Origin of the sequence: Enterobacter cloacae complex sp. P17RS (assembly GCF_014895885.1) — a bacterium.
Taxonomy (GTDB): Bacteria; Pseudomonadota; Gammaproteobacteria; order Enterobacterales; family Enterobacteriaceae; genus Enterobacter; species Enterobacter bugandensis.
Genome location: NZ_JADBQK010000010.1, coordinates 24,624 through 49,619, shown reverse-complemented (window position 1 = coordinate 49,619; position 24,996 = coordinate 24,624). Strand labels below are relative to the sequence as shown.

The window sequence follows — 24,996 nt, the reverse complement described above, 5'->3', positions numbered from 1 at the left end:
ATGGGGGGATTTGACGGGCAATACAGTGACTTTCTTCTAAGCTTGTAAGCGATATCACAAAAAGGAGACGGACAACCATGAAACAAACCGTGGCTGCATATATAGCGAAAACGCTCGAACAGGCTGGCGTAAAACGTATCTGGGGCGTGACCGGCGATTCCCTGAACGGGCTCAGCGACAGCCTGAACAAGATGAAAACCATCGAATGGATGCCGACCCGTCATGAGGAGGTCGCTGCCTTCGCCGCCGGTGCTGAAGCGCAGCTCACAGGAGAACTGGCCGTGTGTGCAGGCTCGTGTGGGCCTGGCAACCTGCATCTGATCAACGGCCTGTTCGACTGTCACCGTAACCACGTGCCGGTGCTGGCGATTGCCGCCCATATCCCCTCTTCCGAAATCGGCAGCGGCTATTTTCAGGAGACGCATCCGCAGGAGCTGTTCCGTGAATGCAGCCACTACTGTGAGCTGGTTTCATCCCCGGAGCAGATCCCGCAGGTGCTGGCGATCGCCATGCGCAAAGCCGTGCTAAACCGTGGCGTTTCCGTGGTCGTTATCCCGGGAGATGTGGCGCTCAAGGCTGCGCCCGAAGGGGCCAGCACCCACTGGTATCACGCCCCGCAGCCGGTGGTAACGCCAGCCGAAGAGGAGCTGAAAAAGCTGGCGCAGCTGCTGCGCTACTCCAGCAATATCGCCCTGATGTGCGGCAGCGGCTGTGCGGGCGCGCATAAAGAGCTGCTGGAATTTGCCGGTAAGCTCAAAGCGCCCATCGTCCACGCCCTGCGCGGCAAAGAGCACGTCGAATACGATAACCCGTACGATGTGGGCATGACCGGGCTGATCGGTTTTTCTTCCGGCTTCCACACCATGATGAACGCCGACACGCTGATCCTGCTCGGCACCCAGTTCCCGTACCGCGCGTTCTACCCGACGGATGCCAAAATCATTCAGATTGATATCAACCCGGCCAGCATCGGCGCGCACAGCAAGGTCGATATGGCGCTTATCGGCGATATTAAATCCACCCTTGCCGCCCTGCTGCCGCTGCTGGAAGAGAAAACGGACCGCAAATTCCTGGATAAGGCGTTGAGCGACTACCGCGATGCGCGCAAGGGGCTCGACGACCTCGCCAAACCGAGCGACAAAGCCATTCATCCGCAGTATCTGGCGCAGCAGATCAGCCATTTTGCGGACGACGACGCCATTTTTACCTGCGACGTCGGCACGCCAACCGTCTGGGCGGCGCGCTACCTGAAGATGAACGGCAAACGTCGCCTGCTCGGCTCGTTCAACCACGGCTCAATGGCCAACGCCATGCCGCAGGCGTTGGGGGCAAAAGCGACGGCACCGGAGCGTCAGGTCGTGGCGATGTGCGGCGACGGCGGGTTCAGCATGCTGATGGGGGATTTCCTGTCGGTGGTGCAGATGAAGCTTCCGCTGAAAATCGTGGTCTTTAACAACAGCGTGCTGGGCTTCGTGGCGATGGAGATGAAGGCCGGCGGCTATCTGACGGACGGCACCGAGCTGCACGACACCAACTTTGCCCGCATCGCCGAAGCGTGCGGCATCACCGGTATTCGCGTGGAGAAAGCCTCAGAGGTGGATGAAGCCCTGCAGCGCGCCTTCTCCATCGACGGTCCGGTACTGGTTGACGTCGTCGTCGCCAAAGAAGAGCTGGCGATCCCGCCGCAGATCAAGCTGGAACAGGCCAAAGGTTTTAGCCTCTACATGCTGCGCGCCATCATCAGCGGGCGCGGTGATGAAGTGATCGAACTGGCAAAAACCAACTGGCTCAGGTAAAACATCTGGCATCGCCTTTTTAACTATAGGGAAATGCCATGATTGATTTACGCAGTGATACCGTTACCCGCCCGAGCCGCGCCATGCTCGAAGAGATGATGGCCGCCCCGGTCGGGGACGACGTCTACGGCGATGACCCGACGGTCAACGAACTGCAGCGCTATGCGGCAGAGCTAAGCGGCAAGGAGGCCGCGCTGTTCCTGCCGACCGGCACGCAGGCTAACCTGGTGGCGCTGCTCAGCCACTGCGAGCGCGGCGAAGAGTATATCGTCGGCCAGGGTGCGCATAACTACCTGTACGAAGCTGGCGGTGCGGCGGTGCTTGGCAGCATCCAGCCGCAGCCGATTGACGCCGCGTCGGACGGCTCCCTGCCGCTGGATAAAGTCGCGGCAAAAATCAAAGCTGACGATATTCACTTCGCCCGCACCAGGCTGCTCAGCCTCGAAAACACCCACAACGGTAAAGTGCTGCCGCGCGAATACCTGAAAGCAGCGTGGGAATTCACTCGCGAGCGCAGGCTCGGCCTGCACGTCGATGGCGCACGCATTTTCAATGCCGTGGTGGAGTACGGCTGCGAGCTGAAAGAGATAACGCAATATTGCGACTCGTTCACCATTTGCCTCTCAAAAGGGCTGGGTACGCCGGTGGGTTCGCTGCTGGTCGGCAGCGCAGACTACATCAAGCGCGCCAACCGCTGGCGTAAAATGACCGGCGGCGGCATGCGTCAGGCGGGCATTCTGGCGGCTGCCGGACTGTACGCATTAAAAAATAACGTGGCGCGCCTCAAGGACGATCATGACAACGCCGCGTGGATGGCAACGCAGTTGCGCGAGATCGGCGCGGACGTGATGCGTCACGACACCAACATGCTTTTTGTGCGCGTGGGCGACGAGCACGCCGCTGCGCTGGGTGAGTTTATGAAAGCGCGTGGCGTGCTGATCAACGTCTCCCCGGTCGTGCGCCTGGTGATGCATCTCGACGTGAGCCGCGAACAGCTGGCCGACGTGGTGAAACACTGGCAGGCGTTTTTACAGCGTTAAGGAGCATCACGTGCCGCAACGTATTCTGGTGCTTGGCGCCAGCGGATATATCGGTCAGCACCTCACTACTGCATTAAGCCAGCAGGGGCATCAGGTGCGGGCAGCGGCACGCAATACCGAGCGCCTGCAAAAGCTTGGTTTGCCTGGCGTGACCTGTCACAACGTCGATCTCAACTGGCCGAAGGAACTCCCCGCGCTGCTGGAAGGGGTCGACACGCTTTACTACCTGGTCCACAGCATGGGCGAAGGCGGGGATTTTATCGCCCACGAGCGTCAGGTGGCGATGAACGTCCGCGATGCCCTGCTGCAAACGCCGGTGAAGCAGGTGATTTTTTTAAGCTCGCTCCAGGCACCCGAACACGAGCAGTCCGACCATCTGCGCGCCCGCCAGCTGACGGCAGACACGCTGCGCGGGGCGAATATTCCCGTCACCGAACTGCGCGCCGGGATCATCGTCGGCGCGGGTTCCGCCGCCTTCGAAGTAATGCGCGATATGGTCTACAACCTGCCGGTGCTGACCCCGCCGCGCTGGGTGCGCTCGCGCACCACGCCGATTGCGCTGGAGAATTTGCTCCACTATCTGGTGGCCCTGCTGGATCACCCGGCAGAGCAACACCGCGTGCTGGAGGCGGCAGGCCCGGAAGTGCTGAGCTATCAGGAGCAGTTCGAACATTTCATGCGCGTCAGCGGACGCCGCCGCTGGCTGATCCCCATTCCCTTCCCGACCCGCTGGATATCGGTGTGGTTTTTGAATGTGATCACCTCGGTTCCCCCGACGACTGCCAAAGCACTGATCCAGGGGCTAAAGCACGATTTGCTGGCGGACGATCGCGCGCTGCGCGCATTGATCCCCCAGGCGTTGATCCGCTTTGACGACGCGGTGCGCCATACGCTGAAAGAAGAAGAGAAGCTGGTGAACTCCAGCGACTGGGGCTACGACGCGCAGGCCTTTGCCCGCTGGCGCCCCGAGTACGGCTATTACCCGAAGCAGGCGGGCTGCACGGTAAAAACCTCTGCCAGCCTTCACGCGCTGTGGGAGGTGGTGAACCAGATCGGCGGCAAAGAGCGCTATTTCTTCGGTAATATCCTCTGGCAGACGCGCGGTGCGATGGATCTGCTGGTGGGCCACCGGCTGGCGAAAGGCCGCCCCGCGCATCCGTATCTTGCGCCAGGCGATGCGGTCGACAGCTGGAAGGTGATCGTCGTCGAGCCGGAAAAACAGCTGGCGCTACTGTTCGGCATGAAGGCGCCGGGGCTGGGGCGGCTCTGCTTTACGCTCAAGGACAAAGGCGACCATCGGGAACTGGACGTTCGCGCCTGGTGGCACCCACACGGGATGCCGGGTCTGTTCTACTGGCTGTTTATGATCCCCGCCCATCTGTTTATCTTCCGGGGTATGGCAAAACGCATTGCGCAACTGGCAGAACAAAAGACGAAAATAAGTTAATAAAACCCTCTTTCTTTCACCTTTCCCATTGCAACACATCGTAATTCACGAAAGAATGCGCACGAAATTCTTTTCAACACAGTGGATTGATATGAAGGTACTGGTTACCGGGGCGACCAGCGGCTTAGGCCGAAATGCGGTCGAATTTCTGCGCAACAAGGGCATCAGCGTCAGGGCCACCGGTCGCAACGAAGCGATGGGGAAACTGCTGCAAAAAATGGGCGCGGAGTTCGTCCATGCCGACCTGACGGAGCTGGTCTCCTCGCAGGCGAAGGTGATGCTCGCCGGTATCGACACGCTGTGGCACTGCTCCAGTTTTACCTCCCCGTGGGGAACCCAGGAAGCCTTCGATCTCGCCAACGTGCGCGCCACGCGTCGTCTGGGCGAATGGGCCGTCGCCTGGGGCGTGCGTAACTTTATCCATATCTCCTCCCCGTCGCTCTATTTTGATTATCACCACCATCGCGACGTGCAGGAAGATTTCCGCCCTGCTCGCTTTGCCTGCGAGTTTGCCCGCAGCAAGGCGGCCAGCGAAGAGGTAATCGACCTGCTGGCGCAGTCAAACCCGCATACCCGTTTTACCGTCCTGCGCCCGCAGAGCCTCTTCGGACCGCACGACAAAGTGTTTATTCCGCGTCTGGCGCAGATGATGCACCACTACGGCAGCGTGCTGCTGCCGCGCGGCGGCGATGCGCTGGTGGACATGACCTATTACGAAAATGCCGTCCACGCCATGTGGCTGGCAAGCCAGCCGGACTGCGATAAGCTTATCTCCGGTCGCGCCTATAACATCACCAACGGTGAACCGTGCACGTTGCGCAGCATTGTGCAGCGGCTGATTGATGAACTGCAGATCGACTGCCGTATCCGTTCCGTGCCCTACCCGATGCTGGACATGATCGCCCGCAGCATGGAGCGTTTTGGCAGTAAATCCGCCAAAGAGCCCGCGCTGACGCACTACGGCGTATCGAAGCTTAACTTTGATTTTACGCTGGATATCACGCGCGCGGAGACTGAGCTGGGGTATAAGCCGATTGTGACGCTGGATGAAGGCATTGTGCGCACGGCAGCGTGGTTACGGGATCACGGGAAGTTGCACCGCTAGCCTTTTTGCCCGGTGGCGGCTTCGCCTTACCGGGCCTACATCCCCTTGCCCCTCCGGGGAGAGGGGAAAGTGCAAATACTAAAACGGCAACCTTTCGGTTGCCGTTTGCTTTTACAGAGCCGTCCAGGCATCAGCCCATGCCAGACCTGCGCCTGGTTCATAGTATGCCGGGGAGTTGTTACACCAGCCGCTGTACGGGAACGGTTTGCACTGGAACAGTTTACCGTGGTTGTTCACGATATCACCTGCGTTGTACTTGCTGTTCGCGCTCCACGCCTGGTAAGCACCTTCGTCACCTGATGGCGTTGCCGCTTTCGCTTTCACGTTCAGCAGGTAAGTGGTGGTATTGCTCAGCTCGCCATCGCTGACGGTCAGGCTGATTTCAATCTGCTGCGCCGTTGCGGACTCAGGCGCCTTGAAGGTCACCACCGCTTTATCTTCGCCGGTCACAGTCTGGCCATCCTGAGAATGCCAGGTGTAGGTCAGCTTGTTGCCGTCCGCGTCGGAAGAGCCTTCCGCGCTCAGAGAAACCTGTGCGCCCGCTTCAACGGCACCGATTGGACCCGCAATCTGCGCTACCGGCGCGTGGTTCACCGCAACAGGTTCAGCCGGGGTTTCATCCGGCGTTGGCGCTGGAGCTGGTGCCGGCGTTTCATCTTCTGAAGGCGTTGGTGCTGGCGTTACCGGGGTTTCGTCCGGCGTTACGGCAGAGCCGTCATCGTTCACGATATTGACGTTATAAAACTTCTGCACGCACTTGGTATAGTCGCCGTCTTTGAACGCGCTGAACGGCGTCTGGTAGCCCACCAGCTGGCACGAGTAGGTCTTACCGTCTGGCGTATCCGCGCTCCATCCCCAGTCCTGCTCCCAGTAGATCTTCAGGGCGCCGGCACCGTATTCGTCGAACTGCTTCATGTTGGCGCAGCCCAGCACTTCATTGGCCGGAACAGGCACTTTCAGGTAGTTCGCGAACTCTTTGTAGTACTTGATACGGTTCTGAGACTGAGCAATTTCAGTCGGGCCGCCACACTCTACGCCGCCGTTGATGATCTGGGTGGTCACACCGAAGCCAGGGACCAGACCGTTGGCTTTATCATGATCGTTCGGCTGCCACGTGCCGTCGATAACCTGCAGCATGCTTGGTTTTGGCGGCTGCGGGTAGGCGAAGAAGAAGATCGCGCTCGCCAGGTTCAGCCAGGTATCCGCCACCAGCTCAGGTTTATCCAGCAGGGTACGCACGTCGCCGTACATTGCTTCGGAGAACGGACCGTAGTTGTAGTTGTAGGACAACTGCTTCGCGCCGCGACCGAAGTAGCTCAGGAAGTCGCCGTCTTTATCCTTACCGCACGGCCAGGTCTGGCCCTGCCATACTTTCGGGTCACATTCGCCGTTATAGCCGCCCTTCTGCCCTTCGCTCCAGCCCATTTCACGCACGTGGACCAGCGCCTGACGCCACTCGGCTTCCGGACGCCAGCTTTCATGGCCGCCGGTTTCCTGGGCAAAGTGGGCAAACATGGTGGCCAGCTCTTTGCGGCAGATCGCATCGCTGTCGCGACCGTCGTTATAGGTCTTACACAGCGCCGGGAATTTACCTACGGCTTTCAGGAAGTTGCTGTAGGTATAGGCCTGAGCGCGCAGCGGGAAAAGATAATCCCAGTCGCTGGCCTTCACGATCCCTTCCACGCGCTTAACGTTGTCAGGGTTCGCCGCACGGCCTGGCTCAATCATTTCGACCTGCGCGTTATCAAGGGTCTGAATCGTCTCTTTAACGGAGGTCATCAGCGGGAAGTTAGTGAGCTCCTGCTCTTTCTTCGCCAGATCGCTGGCTTTCATGGTGTACGGCTCGCCGGTGGTCGCCTGCAAAGAGGCAGCCTGCGCCATAAAAGGTGCAACGCAAGCACCAGCAACAAGTACACTCAGTAACGTCCTTTTGTTCATTTCAATATTCCTGTTTCGTTAAGATTTAAAAAAGAATCCCGGTTTATGTATTAATCCATTAATAAATAAACCACAGACAGCTGTTTTCACTTTTCGAAGAACACCAAAAGGAATTCTTCAAAAATAAAAAACGTTAATAACGCGCTGCTAATTTCAATTCCTGATATTTTTTCCAGACTTTGTGGGCATACATCATACGCTGCGGATAGTTCTCTCTTTTTAATCCGGCGTTATAAGCCCCTACTGCTTCCCAGTTATAACCGTAGACCTTAATCATGTTTGAGAGAATCGACGCTCCCACCATAATTGAGGTACAGGGTTCGGCCATCAACCGATACTCATCAATGCCTTTTCTCTCAAGCTCCGTAAAGTGTGAGCTGTTTATTTGCATTAATCCGACATCGCGTGTGCCATCATGATTTTGCCCTACCGCATACGGGTTCATCCCCGATTCAACGTTAGCAATGGCGTACAGCAAATAAGGATCGACATGATAATAGTGCGCGGCGTTATTCCAACAGTTTGCCAGTGCGCCGTGGCTTATTATCAATAATAACAAGATGAACTTTTTCATTTTTACCTGCTGACATTTTCGGTTATTTCTCCTGGCCAACATCCTGTAAAATGAAGTTTGAATTGCTCCCCCCAATAAGGGGGGAGCATTTATTGGGCTAGATTATTTGCAGTCTGTTGCTGCGCCTTCTTTTACCCATACATCGCTGTTAGCCGGGTTATCACCACGGGTCCACCATTTGGCACGGTAAACGCTGCCCTGGTAAGTGGTGGTATCACCGCCGTTATAGACCAGGTCAGAACGCCAGTTCATCTTCACGTTGCTCACCAGTTCCCATGCATCCACACCGAAGCCAGGCTGGTTGCCCTGCGTCCAGTACTTCGCTTTCCACACCAGATGGTCGAAGCTTACGGTATCGCCATTGTTGTAGATTTTGCTGGCATCCCACGCAGCATATTTGCTGGCGTTAGCATCGACAGGCGCATCGCAGCTACCGGTTGCAGAACCTTCGTCAGATGGCGGAGTCACATCATCAGCCGGAGGGGTCACATCGTCAGCTGGTGGGGTCACATCGTCAGCCGGAGGAGTCACCTCATCAGCCGGTGGCGTTACGTCAGCCGGTTTAGGATTCACAGTCACCTGCACGTTAGACTGCACGCTGGTTTTACCATCCGTCACAACAACGCTCAGCGTGTAAGAAGAGGTATTGTTCACCTCTGGCGCAGTGATGCGAACGTTAGCAGTATCGGTACCCGTTGCGTTCATATCAGCCGGTACGCTCCAGCTGTAGGTCAGCGCATCGCCATCAGGATCGGAGGCTTGTGCATGCAGAGAAATCGCTTCACCGGATTCAACGGTAACGGATTCCATGGCATTGATCACCGGAGCCTGGTTGGCCTTAGGCGCTTTGTTCACTACCTGTACGTCGATAGCGTTGCTCAACCCTTTCGCGTCGGTCACGGTCAGGCGGAACACCAGGTTCTGATCGCTGGTCACGGCCGGTACGCTGAAGCTGGCTTTCGCTTTGGTGCTGTTCGCGAGGGTCACGGTGGCGCCGGAAACCTGCGTCCATTTATAGGTCAGCGCATCGCCGTCCTGGTCGCTGGAGGCTGAGCCGTCGAGCGTGACAGTCGCCGGGCCCGTTACCGTCATGTCGGTTGCAGAAGCGACCGGCGCATGGTTGGTTACAACCGGCTCAACAGGCGTAGAGCTGCCGCCCAGCAGGCTTTCGTTCATGGCATTCAGGATATCGCCGTTATCGGATTCGATAGACCATGCGAACAAACCACCCAGGTTTTTGCTCAGCACGTATTTGCCTTTCGCATTCACGGAACGGGCGTTATCGTATGTCACCAGCTCACCGGTGGATTTGTTGAACACGTACGGCGCTTCTGCTGCTTCGTCGTATTTGTATTCCCAGCCTGGTTTGCCCAGCATCTGGTTTACAATCTGACGGTAGTCAACAATACCGTTTTCCCATGTCCCTTTGATTGGACCCGTCGCGGTACCGGTGAATGGATTGTCACCCGTGTAACCGTGAACGCCGGTCCAGCCGCGGCCATACATGCCCGCACCGACGACGATCTTGCCAGGCTGAACGCCCTGCGCCAGCATCTCTTTCACTGCGTTATCGGTGGTGTAGTTAGTATCTGGTTTCCAGGACGCACCATACAGCGCGGTCTGGTGACCCAAATCGGTATTACTCCACGCACCGTAGAAGTCGTAGCTCATCAGGAAGATATGGTCGATGTACTGCTGCGCGGTGTTGTAGTCCACGTCTTCGATCTTATCTTTACCTGCACCGATTGCCGTGGTCAGCTCGTAGGTACGGCCAGTTTCCGCAGACAGCTCGTTCAGCATCTGACGCAGGTCATGCATCAGCGCGGTGTAAGTCGCTTTGTCGGTCTGCGGGTTACCCAGCTTGGCGTTCTCACCGCCGCCGCCCGGGAATTCCCAGTCGATATCCACACCGTCGAACACTTTCCAGGTGGTCAGGAAGTCTTTAACGGACGCAACGAAGCGGTCGCGCAGCACTTTGTTATCCATCTGATAGAACGGGTCAGACAGAGTCCAGCCGCCTACGGATGGCAGGATTTTCAGATCAGGATGGGCTTTTTTCATCGCCATCAGCTGGCCGTAGTTGCCTTTGTACGGGTCGTCCCAGTTGCTTACGCCCTGCTGAGGTTTTTGCAGCGCAGCCCACGGATCGTGGATCGCCACGGTGTAGTCCTGGCGGCCCTGACAGGCGCGTTTCAGAGACTCCAGCGCGCCGGAGGATTTGGCGCTGTCGTTAATGCCGTCGCCGCCACAGATTGGAATGAAGCCGTACAGCAGGTGGTTAATGTTCGCGACAGGAATTTTGTCTGCCGAGAAGTTACGGTCGTACACGCCCCACTCAGGGAAGTAAGCGCCAACCACTTTATCGGTGTGCTGCGCGAACGCTTTGTTGTTTTCCAGCAGCGGGGTGTTCAGAGGAAGCAGGTGGCTACCGTCGGTGTCCGCCACGATGATCAGCTTGCTGGCGCTCTTGGTGCAGCCGCTGTCGTTACACAGCTCGACCTGCTCCTGATAGCGTCCGCCTTTCTTCACTTTAAAGGTTGCAGAGCCTGCGGCACTACCCGCACCGGTCCAGACGGTCTTGCCGTCCAGCAAAACTTTTGCAGACGTTGGGGCATCGCCGCTCCAGACGTTCCACTCCACCTTCACGTCAACGCCATCTTTATGCACTTTGATGAGGTTGTTGTAGTCCTGTGCCGCCTGATCCACCTCTACCAGCGCAAACTTATCATTGCCTGATGTAATTGACGGTGTACCCGGCGCCGCTGCAAATACTGAGCTTGTTGCGGCTGCAACAAAAAGCGCCAGATATTTAGGCTTCATAAATTTCATTTTTTATTTCCTGATAAATTTATTCGTAACGTAATAATCCATGTCTTCCTTGAGAGCATGGAGTCTATTTGCGTAATGCGTATTTAACCAACCTGAAAACCGTGACAAAAAACGTCTTGCTGCGTTGTATTCCTCCATAAAAAGATACAAGCCCAAATTCCGTGTAGCTTATATCTTTTACGATACACTGAGCGCAAAGAGACATCCTTCTCTTCCACCGTCAAAAAAACTTATAAAAAAACTTGACCTGTATATTTAAAATATGAAAGCAAACTGCTGTCCAATAAACACGACTATTCCAGCAAATGACAGATAGGGTCCGAAAGAAATAGTGAGGTTATTTTTATTTAAATTATTTAACGCGAAATAGCCCGCGATACCGCTCAACGCTGCGGCAAGTTCAATTGAAGGCAGCGCCTGCCAGCCGCACCAGGCGCCTAAGGCCGCCAGCAGCTTAAAATCGCCGTAGCCCAGCCCTTCCCGCCCTGTCAGCAGGCGAAAGGCCCAGTAGAGCAGCCAGAGCGACAGATAGCCTGCTACCGCACCGAACAGCGCGTCCTGCAACGGCAATCTGTGGTCAAATGCATGGAGTAAGAGACCTGCCCACAACAGCGGCTGGGTCAGGCAGTCCGGGAGAAGCTGATGCTGCCAGTCGATCATCGCCAGTGGCAGTAAAAACAGCGCGAGTAACCACAGCGAAAACAACCCCTGAACGTCCGGCATGCACCAGGCCGTAACGCCAAAAAACAGCGCCGAGAAAAATTCGATCAAAAATAACCGCAGCGGGATGGTCGTGCCGCACTGGTGGCAGCGTCCCCGTAATAACAGCCAGCTGACCAGGGGGATATTTTCCCATGCAGCAAGCGTGTGCTGGCACACCGGACAGTGCGAGGCAGGAAAGAGCAGATTGCCGCTTCCCTCTTCATCCATCACGATCCCCGGCAGGCGCTCGGCAACAACGCCAAGAAAACTGCCCATAATCCCGCCCAGGATCGCACTCATTATCGGAAAACTAACCGGGCAGGCCTCCCGGATCAGCGAGAAGGTATTCATGCGTTTTTTGCCCAGGTGAGCTGCACCTGCGCTTTTACATCGCTGAGATGGTCAACCGGCGTAAGGTTTATTTTTTGCAATCTGACGCCGGAGGTTTGATTAATTTCGCGCAGCCAGTTTTTTAATTCATAAACATTTACCCGATTAACCACGAACGATAAAGTTTGTCCCTCCTGGCGGACGTCCGTCAGCGACAGGTTAATTTCATTAGCGCTTTTCTCGACCACTGTGCGAGGATTATCCGTTTTGACTAACTGAACCTGAAGATGATTTTTATCAATTTCATTGCGCATCCAGTTAAGCGTCTCTTTTTGTCTTTTAAGCGTCGATTTACTATTTTGAATCATATTATCCAAAGGGATGACTCCTGCGTAATACACTGCAGCCCCAAGCAGGGCAACGATGCAGAGTTTTAAAATAACTTTCTCCCGGGCGCTGTAGTTCTGGTAGCGTGATTTCAGCTGCGCGATTCGCTCTTTCATTTATGTTTCCCTGCGATCATGGCGGTATAGGGTTCGGTGGTTGAAACAGGCTGTAAGGTAAAATCGAAATTCTCACGGGTCTGGTTAACAAACGCCTGCAACGCGGGCTGGTTTTGCGCGCTGACGCTCAGCGTCAGCGTGTTTTGCTGCGCATCGTATTCCAGCAGATCGATTTCCATCGCAGGCACTGACTGCCGGGCGGCCGCCAGCTCGTCCAGCTGAAGGAAGATCCCCTTACTCTGTTTTTTGACGTTCTGACCAAAGTGATATTTGATATTGGTCTGGTGACGCATGCTGGGGAAATGGTGCTTATACACCTGGAGGATCTCCTCCTGTATCTGGTTTTCCTGCTGCACCAGCATCCAGGCCATCGCAACGCGCGGCCCCAGCAGCAGGCCAACGGACAGCAGGCCCGCAATCGCCACTGCGGCTTTCATGCTTTTCGCGACGCGCCCGTTACCGGCCTTAAGGCTGAATTCACCGTGAAGCAGATTCACGCGACAGGCCTGCCACTGCGGCTGGATCAGCACCAACGGATGCTGCCAGGGCTGGGCGATGTCGACGTCCACACCAGCAGGCGCTTCGCCGTAACAGCACACCTCCCCCTCTCCGGCCTTCTGCATCAGAAGCGGCAGCAGGCTCGCTTCCATTTCGCTGGCAACATGCGGTGATAAACGTAGCCAGTAGCCGTCGTCCTGAGCGACAAGAGTACTTCCGCCAGCCGTCACGGGCAGCAGCCAGGCATCCGGCAGCACCTGGATCACTTTTAACCCCGCCTCCTGACAGCGGCTTAACCACCCGCGCAGCAGATCGGCGTCTATCGCCACCGCATCAACCTCAGCGCCTTTTTTGTTCAGCACCGTCCAGTGGAGATTATCCACCTCGCCAATCAGCGTCTCTTCCGCCATCCAGGAGAATGCCGTCGCCTGAGAGGCGACTTTCTTCGGCAGCGTAAAATGGCGGAAGATCATGCTGCTGGCGGGCAGCAGCAGACAAACACGGGCCGCCAGTGGGTGATCCGCCAGCGCGTCCAGGCTCTCCAGCGTCTCAACCTGCTGGCTGCCGGAGACACACCCCATTATTTTCCCGCCCTCGCGGTTATCGGGACGAACAAAAAGTACCTGTTTCATAGCGATCTACTTTTCTTATTCAATCATTCGGTAACGACGTTGCCACGTCACGATCTCACCGGCCTCGTTATTGACCTGAAGCTGGCTAACCACGCGAAGCGTTAATTCATCGGTATTGCCGGTATAGTTCACGCGGAAATACCGGCTGCTGATGGAGAGAAGCTCAGCCACCTGCGGGAGATCGTCTTTCAACTGCGGGAAGGTCTGCTCCAGCGCTTTGCTGAAGGTTTCCATATTTTCCCAGCCGGTTTCTGGACGCGAATCAATCAGGCGAACGGCATCATCTTCCGTTAATTTTCCGGGGAACAGCGCGGCCAGTAAGGCGGCCTGTTCCGGTTTCAGGGTGTTCACATCCACCTTGCTGGCAGAGTCCGGCAGCGCGCAGAGCAGCTTGCTCACCTTCGGATATGCCGCTACCGGGAACGCGGGCAGCTGTTTGATCTCCGCAATGGTGCGCATCATCTGGTTCGCGGGCTGTCGGGCGGGCACAACGCCCGCCCAGGCATCGCTCTCTGCACCGTCTTTGGCCGTCGTCGCGTCGCCATCGAGATAGTCCACCAGCTGTTGATACACCTCTTCTGCCGTAGTGTGGCTGATGCCGCTTTCCGTCAGGATCTGTTCAACAATCTGCTCGTTGCGCGGTTTTTCCGGCACGGCGGGCGCGTTTTGCCCCTGTGGTATTTTCTCTGCGGCCAGCAGGTTATTGACGTTAAAGCAGTCCTGCGCGTCTTCCACCTGGCTGACCACCGTGTAATCTTCGCCCCGCGTCTCCAGCGGCTGGTGCCAGTCGCCGTCCAGGTTCAGAGCCTTGTTTTCACCGGTGGCGTCGGTCTGCAGGCGGTCCTTCACCACCTTCTCCTGCGCCTGCATCGCCCAGCGCAACTGCTGCTGGCTGACCTGATAATGGGTTTTCTGCAGATTGCGACAGAACTGCTGGCTAATTTTGGCGGCCAGCGCCGACATCATGACCAGCAGGATCAGCACCACCAGCAGCGCTACCCCTTTCTGTTTACGTAATGCACTCATGATTTTGCTTCCGGTGCCGGTGCCGCCACCGGCGCAGGCGCGGTCTCTGGCGCAGCGGCGGGCGTCGCCGCCGCTTCAGGCATATCGCCCGGGGTCGTAAAGACCCAGCGCCAGGTATCGCCGTTTTCCATGGTCAGCGTCAGCTCCACGCCGTCCGGCAGATGCGCCGGGTCGCTCCAGCTTTTCTGCCAGCCCTGACGGTAAAAACGCCACTGCAGCGATTTCACCTCACTGACAATCGGCACTTCATCGGGCTTCGCGTCCACCGGGCCATCAATCACCGGCCAGACGTCGCGATACAGACTCCCATCTTCCAGGCGCCAGCGCACACGCTCCAGCTGGATCGTTCCGCTCACGCCATTCAGCGTGGTCAGCTCAAGCGCATCATCCACCTGACGAAACAGATCCGGCTCGTTACGCGGGGCGCGCGCCTGCAGTTGGTAGAAATCGCGCTCCATCAGATTCCAGGCCCGCTGCAGCTGATTGAGCTTCGCGGCGCTGGCGTCGGTTGCCGAACTGGTGCGCATTGCGCCGTCCAGAATTTGCCAGGCCAGGGTGCTGATCACCGCGAAAATGGTCAGGGCAATCATGATCTCCAGCAGGGTAAACCCGCGCTGGCGTCGCGTTTTTTTCACTTGCTCTCTCCCGGCGGAACGATTTGCAAAGCGATAACCGGCTGGCTGTCGTCCCCTTCCGCGTAGACGCGAATGGCGTTCGCCCAGCCGTTGTCGGCGGTTTTCACCCGCTGCTTGCGCCAGTTCCAGCTGCGCCCGCCCATGATTTCCGTCCCCTGCGCCTCGGCGTCCGGGAAGTCGGTTTTCGTGAGCTGCGCTTCCGCCAGCTGATTTTCCGCCACCCAGCTGGCCTGCAGCGTGTCGGCCAGGCCGTGAGTGAAACGCACGTTCAGGGAGACGGAGTTCATCAGCGCCAGCGCGGCGGTGGAGAAGATCACCAGCGCGACCATCACCTCCAGCAGCGTCATCCCCTTTTGCTTTTTGCCGTTAGCCATCGTTCTCTACCGATACAGGCGCAGCGCCTTGCGACACCACGCGGAAATGGTGCTGTTTGTCATAGCTTTGCAGCGTCAGCGTGAAGCGGCTGATTTCGCCGTCCGGTAAAAAGAGCACCTGCGGATCGGCGCTTACCGTGGCGGCAAGGCGCTGGGGCGAAAGCGAAACGTGCATCTCTTCCGGGAAATTGCCTTTTGTGGTAATACGCCCGGCGGATAACGGCACCCAGTGACGTTCGCCGTTTTTATCCTCGAGCGTTACCAGCTGATAATTATCCGTCGTGATGACCAGCCCGACGATATTTCCGTCCATCACCGCACGGTCTGAACCATAATCAACGAGGGCTTTTAATTGCTGGCCAAATATATCCGCACCGCTGCGTGAAGGTATTGTTGACACCACCATCATGGCGCAGCTGGCAAATATCACCAGCGCCAGAATAATTTCCAGCAACGTAAAGCCGCGTTGTTTATTCATTATTTCTCTTTCTTATCCAGAGACCAGTTCGTAATATCATCGGCGGTATTGGCTTCACCGTCCGGACCGGCGGAGAAGACGTCGACCGCGCCGTGTTCGCCCGGGCTAACCAGAATATAATCTCCGCCCCACGGGTCCTGCGGCAGGCGACGGATATAGCCATCAGCACGGTAGCCGTTCGGGATTGGCGCGATTTCAGGCTTGGTTACCAGCGCCTGTAAACCCTGCTCGGTTGTCGGGTAGCGGTGGTTATCCAGCTTATACATATCCAGCGAACCTTCGAGCGCGACAATATCGCTGGTTGCTTTTTGCGTATCTGCTTTTTCTTTATTGCCCATTAAGTTTGGCACCACCATGCTCGCCAGTACGCCGAGAATAACAATGACCACCATTAATTCGAGCAAGGTGAAACCCGCCTGACGCGCCAGGTTTTTACGTTTTAAAGCCATGATTTAACCTACCATATTATTAAGTTGCAGAAGCGGTTGTAATATTGACAGCACGATGAATAAAACAATCGTCGCCATGGATACCACCAGCGCCGGTTCAAATACCGACAGCGTTAATGTAATTCGATGCTGCAATGCCGATTCCTGGTTTTCCGCCGCGCGGTCCATTAAATTGCCTAATTCCCCGCTCTCTTCGCCGGAGGCAATCATATACAGCATGGTTGGCGGGAATAATTTCGCCTGTTCCAGCGCGGCATAGAGCGATGCCCCCTGACGCACGGTATCCGCCGCCTGCTCCAGCACCTGCCGGGCGTAGAGGTTTTCGATACCGTCCATCGCGATGTACATCCCCTCCAGCAGCGGCACGCTGCTGGCCTGCAAAATGCTCAGGGTGCGGATATAGCGGGCGCTGTTGATGGCGCATACCAGCTTTTTGATCGGCGAGCCGTTCACCAGCCAGCTGTGCCAGCGAAAACGGTTTTTGGCGTTTCTCAGCCAGGTCTTAAAGCCGACAAACCCGCCGCCGAGGATCCCCACGATGTAGATCCCGTACGCCTGCAGAAAATCACTCACCGCAATCAGCGTGCGGGTGGTGATCGGCAGCTGCTGCTTCATGTGGGTGAACTGCTCGATCACCTGCGGCACCACCGCCACCAGCAGAATGCTGATGACCGCGATGGCGACCACGGACAGGGTAATCGGGTAGACCATCGCCTGCGTCAGCTTGCTTTTCATCTTCTGGCGCTGCTCGTTGTACTCCGCCAGCTTCTCCAGCACGTCGCCCAGGTGGCCGGTTTTTTCGCCGGCCATCACCAGGGTGCAGTAGAGCTTGTCGAAGGTGCGCGGGAACTGGCTAAACGCGTCGAACAGCGTGTGGCCTTCCACTACTTTCTCGCGGATCTCCACCACCATCGCCGCCAGCTTTTTGTCCTCCGTCTGCTTCGAGATAGCCTTCAGGGCGCTTTCCAGCGGCAGCGCGGCGTTGACCAGCGTCGAAAGCTGGCGGGTAAACATCGACAGCACCGGCGTGGAGAGCTTTGCGCCGGTTTTCGCTTTACCGGACGCCGCCGCCTCGCGGGTTTCGTTGATGCTGACGGGCATCAGCTTTTGCTCGCGAAGCCACTGGCGAACCTGCTTTTGCCCCTCGGCCTGCAGCGTGCCGCGCTGGGTTTTCCCCGCGCCGTCCGTTGCGGTCCAGGCGTAGAAGGCCATTACGCATCCCCCCCACGCTCGGCGGTGACGCGCATCACCTCTTCCAGCGAGGTCACGCCGCTAATCACCTTCAGCAGCCCGTTTTCACGCAGGCTGTAAGCCTGCTTAAAGAGCTGCGTCTCGATGGACATTTCGTCCTTATCTTCATGAATGGCGCGGCGCATGGTGCTGTCCACCACCAGGAACTCATGAATACCGGCCCGGCCCTGATAGCCGCTCTGGCGGCAGTGTTCACAGCCCACCGCGCGGTAAATCGCTTTTGGCGGCGCGTCCATAAAGCTGAACAGCGCTTTTTCATTGGCATCCAGCGGACTGGTGATCCGGCAGTGCGTACACAGCCGACGCACCAGACGCTGGGCAATGACACCGAGCAACGATGAACCGATTAAAAAGGATTCCAGCCCCATATCCCGCAGGCGGGTTATCGCCCCTGCGGCGCTGTTGGTGTGCAGCGTAGACATGACCAGGTGACCGGTAAGCGACGCCTGCACCGCAATTTGCGCGGTCTCACCGTCACGAATTTCCCCGATCATCACCACGTCCGGGTCCTGACGCAGAATGGCGCGCAGCCCGCGGGCAAAGGTCATGTCCACGCGCGGGTTAACCTGCGTCTGCCCCACCCCTTCCAGCTCGTATTCAATCGGGTCTTCTACGGTCAGAATGTTGCGTTCGTGACCGTTCAGCGCCGAAAGAATGGCGTACAGGGTGGTACTTTTACCGGAGCCTGTCGGCCCGGTGACCAGGATAATGCCGTGCGGGCGGTCAATCAGCCCTTTCAGCTTCTCCAGCTCTTCATCAATCAGGCCCAGCTTGTTGATGTCGGGCTTGAGATTGCTTTTATCGAGCAGACGCATCACCACGCGCTCGCCGTACTGGGACGGAATGGTCGAGACGCGCACGTCGATCGCCTTGCGGCCAATGCGCAGGGAGATACGGCCATCCTGCGGCAGGCGCTTCTCGGCGATGTCGAGTTTTGACATGACCTTGATGCGCGATACCAGCAGCGGCGCGAGCTTGCGCGCCGGCTGCAGCACCGGGCGCAGCACGCCGTCAACGCGGAAGCGAATGCTCAGCGTGCGCTCGAAGGTTTCGATATGAATATCCGACGCGCCGTCCTTCACCGCCTCGCCGAGAATGGCGTTGATCAGGCGGATTACCGGCGAGTTTTCGTCGTTATCGAGCAGATCTTCGTTATCCGGGATCTCCTCGGTTAACGCCATCAGGTCGATATCGGCGTCCATATCGTCCACCAGCTGCTGCGAGACGCCGCTGCTCTGCTGCCAGATTTTGGCCAGCATCTCGTCAAACGCTTCCGGCGTGAGGGTGACCGGGACGAACGCGCGTCCCAGCACCCGGCGCACTTCCAGCAGTGCAAATGCCGGGGTGTCATCACGGATATAGACGTCATTGTTATAAAATAAAACGCCGTTATCTTTTGCGTAGCTGCTGCTACACAGTGTTTTACTCAGTTCGTCCACGTTGCCCCTCCGCCTTACTCTTTAAACGGATTGCGTGTCGCGCTGGTTTTCACCGGTGCGGCATGGGTGGCCGTCTTAGTGTCGGCAGACGGAAACGCGGGCAGAATGGCGTTATCCGCTGGCTCAATAATGCCGAGCTTTTTCTCCTCCACGCGCTGCATCTGGCGAACGCGGATCTGGTCATATTTCTCTTTCGACGCGGCGCTGTAGTTGTCGTCGTCACGCAGGACGGTGGTATGGATAAACACCATCAGGTTGCGTTTCGACGTGTCCTGCGAGGTGTAGCGGAACAGCTGGCCCACCAGCGGGATATCGCCGAGCAGCGGCACTTTGGAAACCGACTGCTTGGTGACGTTTTCCATCAGGCCGCCGAGCACCACCGTCTGGCCACTGTGGACCATCACTTCGTTATTAATGGTGCGAGTGTTGAAGGTTGGGCCGAGGCTGGCGTCTTCCGTCGCGCTGTTGTCAACGCTGGAGACTTCCTGCTCAATCTTCAGGTGGATCATGTCACCGTCGTTAATCTGCGGCACAATTTTCAGCTTGGTACCGACGGTCTTACGCTCAACGGAGTTAAAGACGTTGTCGCCGCTGGTGGTCTGCGAACCGGCAAGGACCGGCACGTCCTGGCCCACGTTAAACGACGCTTCTTTGTTATCCAGCGTGACCACGCTCGGCGTGGAGAGAATGTCGTTTTTACCGTCGGTGGAGAGCGCGGTCATCAGGGCGCCGAAGTCGCCGTTGAAGAAACCGGTCGCCAGGCCGGTGAAGCTTGCCCCCTTCATGGTGCCGTTTTTAATCTGGCTGATAGGCAGGCCGGTTGAGCCGAACTGCACGCCGCCGTGTTTGCTGGTCCACTGCACGCCGAGATCCAGGCCGTTACCGTCCTGCACTTCAGCAATGATCGCTTCCACCAGCACCTGCGGACGGCGAATGTCGAGCTTGTCGATCACCTTCTCCAGGGAGTTCATCACGTTAGGCTGCGCGGTGATCACCAGCGAGTTCGTTGACTCGTCGGCGCTAATATTCAGATCGCTGGCCGCCGTGGCGGTTTTCGACTTCGGCGCACCCGCCTTGTCTTTCAGCTGCTCGCCAATACCGGTCAGCACCGGAACCACTTTGGTGGCGCTGGCGTATTTGAGGTAGAAGACGCGGGTATTCCCCTCGTTGTTCTGCTCGCGATCCAGCTGATGGATCAGGGAACGGGTGCGCATGCGCGCATCTTCCGAACCGCTGATCACCAGGCTGTTGGTCTCGTCATCCGCTACCACCTTGGTGGCGAGCTGCGGCGCATTCTGCCCCTTCTGCTCTTCGTTGTTGAGGTTGTTCAACATGTCGGAGAGCTCTTTGGCGGACGCAAAGCGTAGCGGCACGATTTCGCGACGCTGAATGCCGTCTCTGTCGACGCGCTGCACCAGATCCACCAGGCGGTTCACCACCGAGGCTTTCCCGGTTAACAGCAGGACGTTCGACGGCTCAAAATGCACCACGTTACCGATACCGGTGGCATCGTTCAGCTGGCGCAGCAGCGGCGCCAGCTCACGCACCGGCACGTTTTCCATGCGCACGACGCGGGTGATGATCTCATCGCCTTTGCCCGGATTTTTGCTGTCGGCCAGCGGGGCCCCGGCGGTGCGGGCTACGCTTGAGCGCACCACTTTCACCATGCCGTTGTCCATCGGGATGACAGACAGACCGTACAGGTCCAGCACGCTCAGGAAGAACTGGTAATACTCATCTTCCGTCAGCACGTTATAGGTTCTGACCGACACCGTGCCCTGAACGGACGGGTCGACGAGAATGGTTTTGTTAAGATTGCGGCCTACCGTATCGATAAACTCGCGGATATCGGTATTTTTAAAGCTCGCGCTAAAGTTGGCTGCAAGCAGCGAACTGGAATATAACGACAATGCGGTCAGCGCCACGCACGCCCAAGGAAATTTCTTCATGTCTGTACACTTGTTAATTGTTTAGAACATTAACCCGAATATTTTCAAGGTGAGCGTGACGTCTGACGACGACCTCCGCTTCTTTCATTTTCGACCAGTTGGCAATAATACTTTTTGCCTTTGCTTCATCGGTCATATCGACAGAGTTGACTTTCACAGCCACGTCGCCCTTTTCCAGCCCGGAATGGCTGAAGAACGCTGAGGCATTCCTTGGATTGATGTTGTAGCCTTCCAGTTGGCCTTTTTCGATTACCGGTTTTAACACCAGATAATCATCCAGATGCACGCTTTCCGCGCCTGCATCTTTCGTCGATTTGGTTACCGGGCCGCTGTCAACGCCGCCCTTAAAATAGTCAGGCTTATTTAACGCCAGTACCTGCGTAGCACCTTCATAATTAACCACCACATTGTCTTTGTTAATTTCCTGAATAAAGGCATCGTTAAAACCGGTCAGCGGCTCGCCTTCGCGATAGCTGCGCTGGCCTGCCGGGGTTTTAATCACCGCAAAGGAGAGCCAGGCATCGTCACTGCTGACAATTCCTTCAATTTCCGCTGCCAGCGGGGCTTTCGCGGCAGCCGGTAAGTTATCCTGACGCACCGCAGCCGTGAACAGAGTAAATGTCTTTTCTTCACGACGATTTTTCAGCGGCTGTTCATCAGATTTAGCCAACTTATTCGTAACTTTTTTATAATCTTTAAACGTCAGATAGCCTTGCTGGCCGCAAAAAATTAACAGCACAAACATAATACAAGGCGTTATCCACCGTGACAGAAATGAGAACCTCATTTTTCATCTGGCCTTTAGCAAAGCGGAAATAAGCAGCGTCGGGCTGCGCCAATATGTGTGAAAAATAGTAATTAACTGCCGTAAATACGACCATCGACTTCGCCATTAACTTTAATAAAAAAAACTATTGACCAAATAAAATCGGGATGTTAGGTCATTGCAACTGGATATTTTTACCCTGTGCGCAAATTGACCACCCTGTGGCGTTGCTTTACTTTCTCGTCCTGTTGCTATTCCTAATCAGAGACGGTAAGTCGTTATGTATCAGAGCCACTTTAAATTTAAACAACCGCCATTCAGAACAATCACGGGTTTCTCCGGCGATTTTCTGGTGCCTTATCATCAGGACGTATTCAACCTGCTGAAAGAGAAAAGCCAGGTGGCGGGAATTATCGGGCTCTTTTGCAACGACGCACCGCTGCTGGGCCACTTCAGCGATGCGCTGAAGGCCAGCCTTCCTGGCGCCATTGCCATCAACGCGTTTCCTAAGCTGAGTGCCAGTAGCCTGCTGTACAAGCTCAACCCGGGAACGAAAGAGAGCAAGAGCCGCATTCAGGCGGTGGATGCCGTGCTGCATCAGTGGCAGGGCGGAAAAAACCGCAGCAAAACCCTGGTCATCCGTCACGCGGAAGCGATGAAGGAGACCTGCCGTGAGGTGCTGGGGATGTTGCTTACGCGTGCTCAGGAGCTGGAGTTCCGTCTGTCCATCGTGCTGATGGGCAGCGCGGATCAGGAAGCCGCCCTCTTACACCCATCTGAACTTCGCGAATATGCCCATACCCGTCATACATTGCGTCCCCTGACCTGCCGGGAATTTCTCAGCTATGTGCAGGCGCAGTGTGAAGAACACGGGTGCGAGAATTCGCCGCTAACCCCGGCGCGCGTGCGCAAGATGCACGCGCTGACCAAAGGCAACATCAGCAAACTGAATGAACTGGCGCACCTGTCAATGCTCGCGGCCTGGACCGAACGTGCAGCGCAGGTCAGCCCGCGTCATTTACGCCTGGCGGCAGGCGAGATCCTCCCGGCGAAAAAACACGGTAAGCGCCTGACGACCGTGGGATTGTTCGCCTCGGTTCTGTTCGCCGCCTGCGGATGGTATTTAACCGCCTCAATCAATGCAAAACTGCCGATTCAGCTTCCCGTACCGGCGAGCTGGAAACAGCAGAAGCCAAAAGCCGACGCGCCTGTCGTGCCGGTTATCGACAATGAAGTGGTTAATCAGCCGGATGCGATGCACCAGCTGTACCTGATGTGGGGGTATGACGCCTCCGCGGATGATGCGCTGTGTCAGAACGCCGGGAAGGTCAATCTGATGTGTAAACAGGGCAACGCTTCACCGGATACGCTAGCACAGGAGGGTTATCCGTGGGTCAGTGAACTCAAAACCGGTAACCATCTTAACTACGCTGTTGTCGCCCGCGTAGGCGATGACTCGATGGATCTGCTGATGAATAACCGCACATGGCAGGTGAGCCGCAGCTGGTTTAACCAGCATGCCACCGGTAACTTTACCCAGCTGCATCGCCTGACGCCGGAAGGCAAAGATGCCATCAGCGCCGCCAGCGATGCGAAAGACATGGGCTGGCTGGATCAGGCGCTGAGTCTGGCTCTTGGCCAGCCTGAAACCCATGCTCAGACCTGGACGGCTGAGATGATGAAACGCACCCGCGAGTTCCAGCAAAAAATGCATCTGCATGTGGATGGCATTCCAGGGGAAGATACGCTGATGCAGTTAATGCGTGAAACCCATACCACGCCGAGCGTGTTGATTCAGGCCACGCATGCCACACCGGACGCCAACACGCAGGAGAAGCATTCCTAATGTCTACCATCTGTCTTGCGGCTCAGCGCAGCTACACCACCGGAGAGGCGGTCTGGTTTTCGTACCGCCTCCCCAGCCTGAGAAAAATTTGCGGTCATACCTTTTTATGGGTAATGGGTTTGTGCGCCCTGGTCATGGCAGGGCTGTACGCGCATATTTACTGGAATTTTCGCCACCCGGCCCCGGAACCGGTAAAAGCGAGCGTCGCTAAACCGGAAACGCAGCTTTCCGATATGCATTATGTGTACGTGAGTAAACCGTTCCCGCATCCGCATCCTAAACCGGCGCCGGTACGGGAAGAGATGCCGCCCATGCAGGATCTGCCGATAAGCACCGATGATGCTGACTGGCAACAGGCCCCTGACAGCACCGTGCCGCAGGATGCCGGGCACGATACCTCGCGTGATACCCTGCCGGGAACCGAGGCGCACGAAAACGCCACCGCGTCGTCGGGAAGTGAGGATGCTTCGTTAGCCGAATTGTTTAAGCAGGCGTTGAAAGAACAAGAGCAGGATTATTCTCAAGGCAAAATTCCCGCGCCGCCGGTTGACGAAACGCAGGATCAATCGCAAAGCAGTTTGTTGCATAACGATAACGTCCAGTCTCCTTTGAGTAAAAAAGGAGACCGGCTGGAGTAGTTAATATTTTTCAGGCAGCGTGGTGAGGTTAAGCAGACGACCTTTCTCCACCACAATATATTGACCTTTTTTCAGGTCGGAGAGGATTTTAATAATGGTACTGCGGGCCAGGTTGGTATATTCCTGAATATAGTCATAGATATTAATATCGCGCTGTTGGTGAACAATCAGCTCATTAATTTCGTAGAGGAATTCGCGGACCACAGAATAGGCGCTACGGGCGACCAGAACATCATCGCGTTTGCTCAGCAGGCAGATGTACCAGGAGAGCACTTTGGTCAATTCAGGCCACAGGTTTTTCTCGGTCATAAGCTGCGCGAAGGCCTCTTTTTTGATGCTGCGTACCACGGTGTTTGCGCGGACCAGGCCGTACATATGGGCTGACTGATAGAAAATAGCGGACAGGCCAAACACGCACTGTCCGGTGACGGTAAACATGCAGAGTTCGTCTGATTCACGACGGAATTCGACTTCGCCGCTGACGATAATATGAATATACTGAGAGTCAGCCGTGGAAATTTTCTGCCATTTCTTTAAGGTTTTCTCTTCAAAACCTTCCGTGGCAGAAATAATGGCTTCCATTTCAGGTTGTGGACGTAATTTTTTACCGTAAATGCTTAACATTGTTATACCCATTTAAGATTAGATTTATTAGACATAGCATGGCCGCGGTATTAAAACCGAAAACCAACAATCTTTTCCTGATGAAAGGCTCAAGGAGAAAATAAGAACGCCTGCCGCCAGCAATATT

22 protein-coding genes are annotated in these 24,996 nt (G+C 56.3%); 6 read left to right on the top strand and 16 right to left on the bottom strand.

What is annotated here, in order from left to right; genetic code table 11:
- Positions 1-77: 77 nt before the first annotated feature.
- The 4 genes from poxB to IM265_RS10325 all read left to right on the top strand — a co-directional run bounded on the left by poxB (position 78) and on the right by IM265_RS10325 (position 5,388).
- Positions 78-1,796: a ubiquinone-dependent pyruvate dehydrogenase gene (gene poxB / locus IM265_RS10340; RefSeq protein ID WP_028012539.1), complete on the top strand. Its 1,719-nt coding sequence runs from the start codon at positions 78-80 to the stop codon at positions 1,794-1,796.
- Positions 1,797-1,834: 38 nt separating this feature from the next.
- Positions 1,835-2,836, top strand: coding sequence for a low-specificity L-threonine aldolase (gene ltaE / locus IM265_RS10335; RefSeq protein WP_136486249.1), 1,002 nt, complete (start codon positions 1,835-1,837; stop codon positions 2,834-2,836).
- Positions 2,837-2,846: 10 nt separating this feature from the next.
- Complete coding sequence (locus IM265_RS10330) at positions 2,847-4,283, top strand: SDR family oxidoreductase (protein WP_047368194.1); 1,437 nt, start codon at positions 2,847-2,849, stop codon at positions 4,281-4,283.
- Between the two features lie 91 nt (positions 4,284-4,374).
- Complete coding sequence (locus IM265_RS10325) at positions 4,375-5,388, top strand: NAD(P)-dependent oxidoreductase (RefSeq protein WP_028012536.1); 1,014 nt, start codon at positions 4,375-4,377, stop codon at positions 5,386-5,388.
- 111 nt (positions 5,389-5,499) lie between these two features.
- Here the strand turns inward: IM265_RS10325 and IM265_RS10320 are convergent, their stop codons facing one another.
- From IM265_RS10320 to gspC, 15 genes are all read right to left on the bottom strand, one after another.
- The gene (locus tag IM265_RS10320) at positions 5,500-7,326 is read right to left on the bottom strand and encodes a chitinase (protein WP_047368192.1); all 1,827 of its coding nucleotides are present in this window, start codon (positions 7,324-7,326) and stop codon (positions 5,500-5,502) included.
- Between the two features lie 133 nt (positions 7,327-7,459).
- On the bottom strand, positions 7,460-7,900 hold the full coding sequence (gene iagB / locus IM265_RS10315) for a type III secretion system invasion protein IagB (RefSeq protein WP_048959679.1): 441 nt from the start codon (positions 7,898-7,900) through the stop codon (positions 7,460-7,462).
- Between the two features lie 102 nt (positions 7,901-8,002).
- A complete protein-coding gene (locus tag IM265_RS10310) occupies positions 8,003-10,729 on the bottom strand; it encodes a glycosyl hydrolase family 18 protein (protein WP_047368191.1) in 2,727 nt (908 codons plus the stop codon).
- Between the two features lie 255 nt (positions 10,730-10,984).
- Positions 10,985-11,782, bottom strand: coding sequence for an A24 family peptidase (locus IM265_RS10305; RefSeq protein WP_047362778.1), 798 nt, complete (start codon positions 11,780-11,782; stop codon positions 10,985-10,987).
- A complete protein-coding gene (gene gspM / locus IM265_RS10300) occupies positions 11,779-12,264 on the bottom strand; it encodes a type II secretion system protein GspM (protein WP_045261799.1) in 486 nt (161 codons plus the stop codon). The genes IM265_RS10305 and gspM overlap by 4 nt, the downstream gene beginning before the upstream one ends.
- Positions 12,261-13,394 (bottom strand): type II secretion system protein GspL, encoded by a 1,134-nt coding sequence (gene gspL, locus IM265_RS10295; RefSeq protein WP_100170544.1) that lies wholly within the window; start codon positions 13,392-13,394, stop codon positions 12,261-12,263. Before gspL ends, gspM begins: the two co-directional genes overlap by 4 nt.
- A 15-nt stretch (positions 13,395-13,409) precedes the next feature.
- The gene (gene gspK, locus IM265_RS10290) at positions 13,410-14,420 is read right to left on the bottom strand and encodes a type II secretion system minor pseudopilin GspK (protein ID WP_045261800.1); all 1,011 of its coding nucleotides are present in this window, start codon (positions 14,418-14,420) and stop codon (positions 13,410-13,412) included.
- Positions 14,417-15,055, bottom strand: coding sequence for a type II secretion system minor pseudopilin GspJ (gene gspJ / locus IM265_RS10285; protein ID WP_136486259.1), 639 nt, complete (start codon positions 15,053-15,055; stop codon positions 14,417-14,419). Before gspJ ends, gspK begins: the two co-directional genes overlap by 4 nt.
- Positions 15,052-15,429: a type II secretion system minor pseudopilin GspI gene (gene gspI / locus IM265_RS10280; protein WP_028012527.1), complete on the bottom strand. Its 378-nt coding sequence runs from the start codon at positions 15,427-15,429 to the stop codon at positions 15,052-15,054. The genes gspJ and gspI overlap by 4 nt, the downstream gene beginning before the upstream one ends.
- On the bottom strand, positions 15,422-15,907 hold the full coding sequence (gspH, locus tag IM265_RS10275; protein ID WP_136486261.1) for a type II secretion system minor pseudopilin GspH: 486 nt from the start codon (positions 15,905-15,907) through the stop codon (positions 15,422-15,424). Before gspH ends, gspI begins: the two co-directional genes overlap by 8 nt.
- Complete coding sequence (gspG, locus tag IM265_RS10270; RefSeq protein ID WP_028012525.1) at positions 15,907-16,356, bottom strand: type II secretion system major pseudopilin GspG; 450 nt, start codon at positions 16,354-16,356, stop codon at positions 15,907-15,909. The genes gspH and gspG overlap by 1 nt, the downstream gene beginning before the upstream one ends.
- Positions 16,357-16,359: 3 nt before the next feature.
- The gene (gspF, locus tag IM265_RS10265; protein ID WP_193030927.1) at positions 16,360-17,568 is read right to left on the bottom strand and encodes a type II secretion system inner membrane protein GspF; all 1,209 of its coding nucleotides are present in this window, start codon (positions 17,566-17,568) and stop codon (positions 16,360-16,362) included.
- Positions 17,568-19,046, bottom strand: a complete 1,479-nt coding sequence (gene gspE / locus IM265_RS10260; protein WP_088204918.1) for a type II secretion system ATPase GspE — start codon at positions 19,044-19,046, stop codon at positions 17,568-17,570. The genes gspF and gspE overlap by 1 nt, the downstream gene beginning before the upstream one ends.
- Before the next feature lie 14 nt (positions 19,047-19,060).
- Entirely contained in the window at positions 19,061-20,995 is a 1,935-nt protein-coding gene (gspD, locus tag IM265_RS10255; RefSeq protein WP_048959671.1) for a type II secretion system secretin GspD, read from the bottom strand.
- A 13-nt stretch (positions 20,996-21,008) separates the two neighbouring features.
- Positions 21,009-21,740: a type II secretion system protein GspC gene (gene gspC / locus IM265_RS10250; protein WP_041910664.1), complete on the bottom strand. Its 732-nt coding sequence runs from the start codon at positions 21,738-21,740 to the stop codon at positions 21,009-21,011.
- Positions 21,741-22,041: 301 nt separating this feature from the next.
- Here gspC and IM265_RS10245 point away from each other — a divergent pair, with 301 nt between their 5' ends.
- Positions 22,042-23,607, top strand: coding sequence for an ExeA family protein (locus IM265_RS10245; protein WP_193030925.1), 1,566 nt, complete (start codon positions 22,042-22,044; stop codon positions 23,605-23,607).
- Positions 23,607-24,245, top strand: a complete 639-nt coding sequence (locus IM265_RS10240) for a hypothetical protein (RefSeq protein ID WP_193030923.1) — start codon at positions 23,607-23,609, stop codon at positions 24,243-24,245. The genes IM265_RS10245 and IM265_RS10240 overlap by 1 nt, the downstream gene beginning before the upstream one ends.
- On the opposite strand, the gene IM265_RS10235 is transcribed toward IM265_RS10240, so the two are convergent.
- Positions 24,246-24,869 (bottom strand): helix-turn-helix domain-containing protein, encoded by a 624-nt coding sequence (locus tag IM265_RS10235; protein ID WP_028012518.1) that lies wholly within the window; start codon positions 24,867-24,869, stop codon positions 24,246-24,248.
- Between the last annotated feature and the right edge of the window lie 127 nt (positions 24,870-24,996).

What these genes read in the sequence shown, in the direction of transcription:
- gspG (WP_028012525.1), bottom strand. Translation starts at nt 16,356, where the DNA reads ATGGCTTTAAAACGTAAAAACCTGGCGCGTCAGGCGGGTTTCACCTTG.
- IM265_RS10235 (WP_028012518.1), bottom strand. Translation starts at nt 24,869, where the DNA reads ATGTTAAGCATTTACGGTAAAAAATTACGTCCACAACCTGAAATGGAA.
- poxB (WP_028012539.1), top strand. Translation starts at nt 78, where the DNA reads ATGAAACAAACCGTGGCTGCATATATAGCGAAAACGCTCGAACAGGCT.
- gspI (WP_028012527.1), bottom strand. Translation starts at nt 15,429, where the DNA reads ATGGCTAACGGCAAAAAGCAAAAGGGGATGACGCTGCTGGAGGTGATG.
- gspF (WP_193030927.1), bottom strand. Translation starts at nt 17,568, where the DNA reads ATGGCCTTCTACGCCTGGACCGCAACGGACGGCGCGGGGAAAACCCAG.
- gspK (WP_045261800.1), bottom strand. Translation starts at nt 14,420, where the DNA reads ATGAGTGCATTACGTAAACAGAAAGGGGTAGCGCTGCTGGTGGTGCTG.
- IM265_RS10320 (WP_047368192.1), bottom strand. Translation starts at nt 7,326, where the DNA reads ATGAACAAAAGGACGTTACTGAGTGTACTTGTTGCTGGTGCTTGCGTT.
- IM265_RS10325 (WP_028012536.1), top strand. Translation starts at nt 4,375, where the DNA reads ATGAAGGTACTGGTTACCGGGGCGACCAGCGGCTTAGGCCGAAATGCG.
- gspC (WP_041910664.1), bottom strand. Translation starts at nt 21,740, where the DNA reads ATGTTTGTGCTGTTAATTTTTTGCGGCCAGCAAGGCTATCTGACGTTT.
- gspL (WP_100170544.1), bottom strand. Translation starts at nt 13,394, where the DNA reads ATGAAACAGGTACTTTTTGTTCGTCCCGATAACCGCGAGGGCGGGAAA.
- IM265_RS10240 (WP_193030923.1), top strand. Translation starts at nt 23,607, where the DNA reads ATGTCTACCATCTGTCTTGCGGCTCAGCGCAGCTACACCACCGGAGAG.
- iagB (WP_048959679.1), bottom strand. Translation starts at nt 7,900, where the DNA reads ATGAAAAAGTTCATCTTGTTATTATTGATAATAAGCCACGGCGCACTG.
- gspH (WP_136486261.1), bottom strand. Translation starts at nt 15,907, where the DNA reads ATGAATAAACAACGCGGCTTTACGTTGCTGGAAATTATTCTGGCGCTG.
- IM265_RS10310 (WP_047368191.1), bottom strand. Translation starts at nt 10,729, where the DNA reads ATGAAATTTATGAAGCCTAAATATCTGGCGCTTTTTGTTGCAGCCGCA.
- gspD (WP_048959671.1), bottom strand. Translation starts at nt 20,995, where the DNA reads ATGAAGAAATTTCCTTGGGCGTGCGTGGCGCTGACCGCATTGTCGTTA.
- gspM (WP_045261799.1), bottom strand. Translation starts at nt 12,264, where the DNA reads ATGAAAGAGCGAATCGCGCAGCTGAAATCACGCTACCAGAACTACAGC.
- IM265_RS10305 (WP_047362778.1), bottom strand. Translation starts at nt 11,782, where the DNA reads ATGAATACCTTCTCGCTGATCCGGGAGGCCTGCCCGGTTAGTTTTCCG.
- IM265_RS10245 (WP_193030925.1), top strand. Translation starts at nt 22,042, where the DNA reads ATGTATCAGAGCCACTTTAAATTTAAACAACCGCCATTCAGAACAATC.
- ltaE (WP_136486249.1), top strand. Translation starts at nt 1,835, where the DNA reads ATGATTGATTTACGCAGTGATACCGTTACCCGCCCGAGCCGCGCCATG.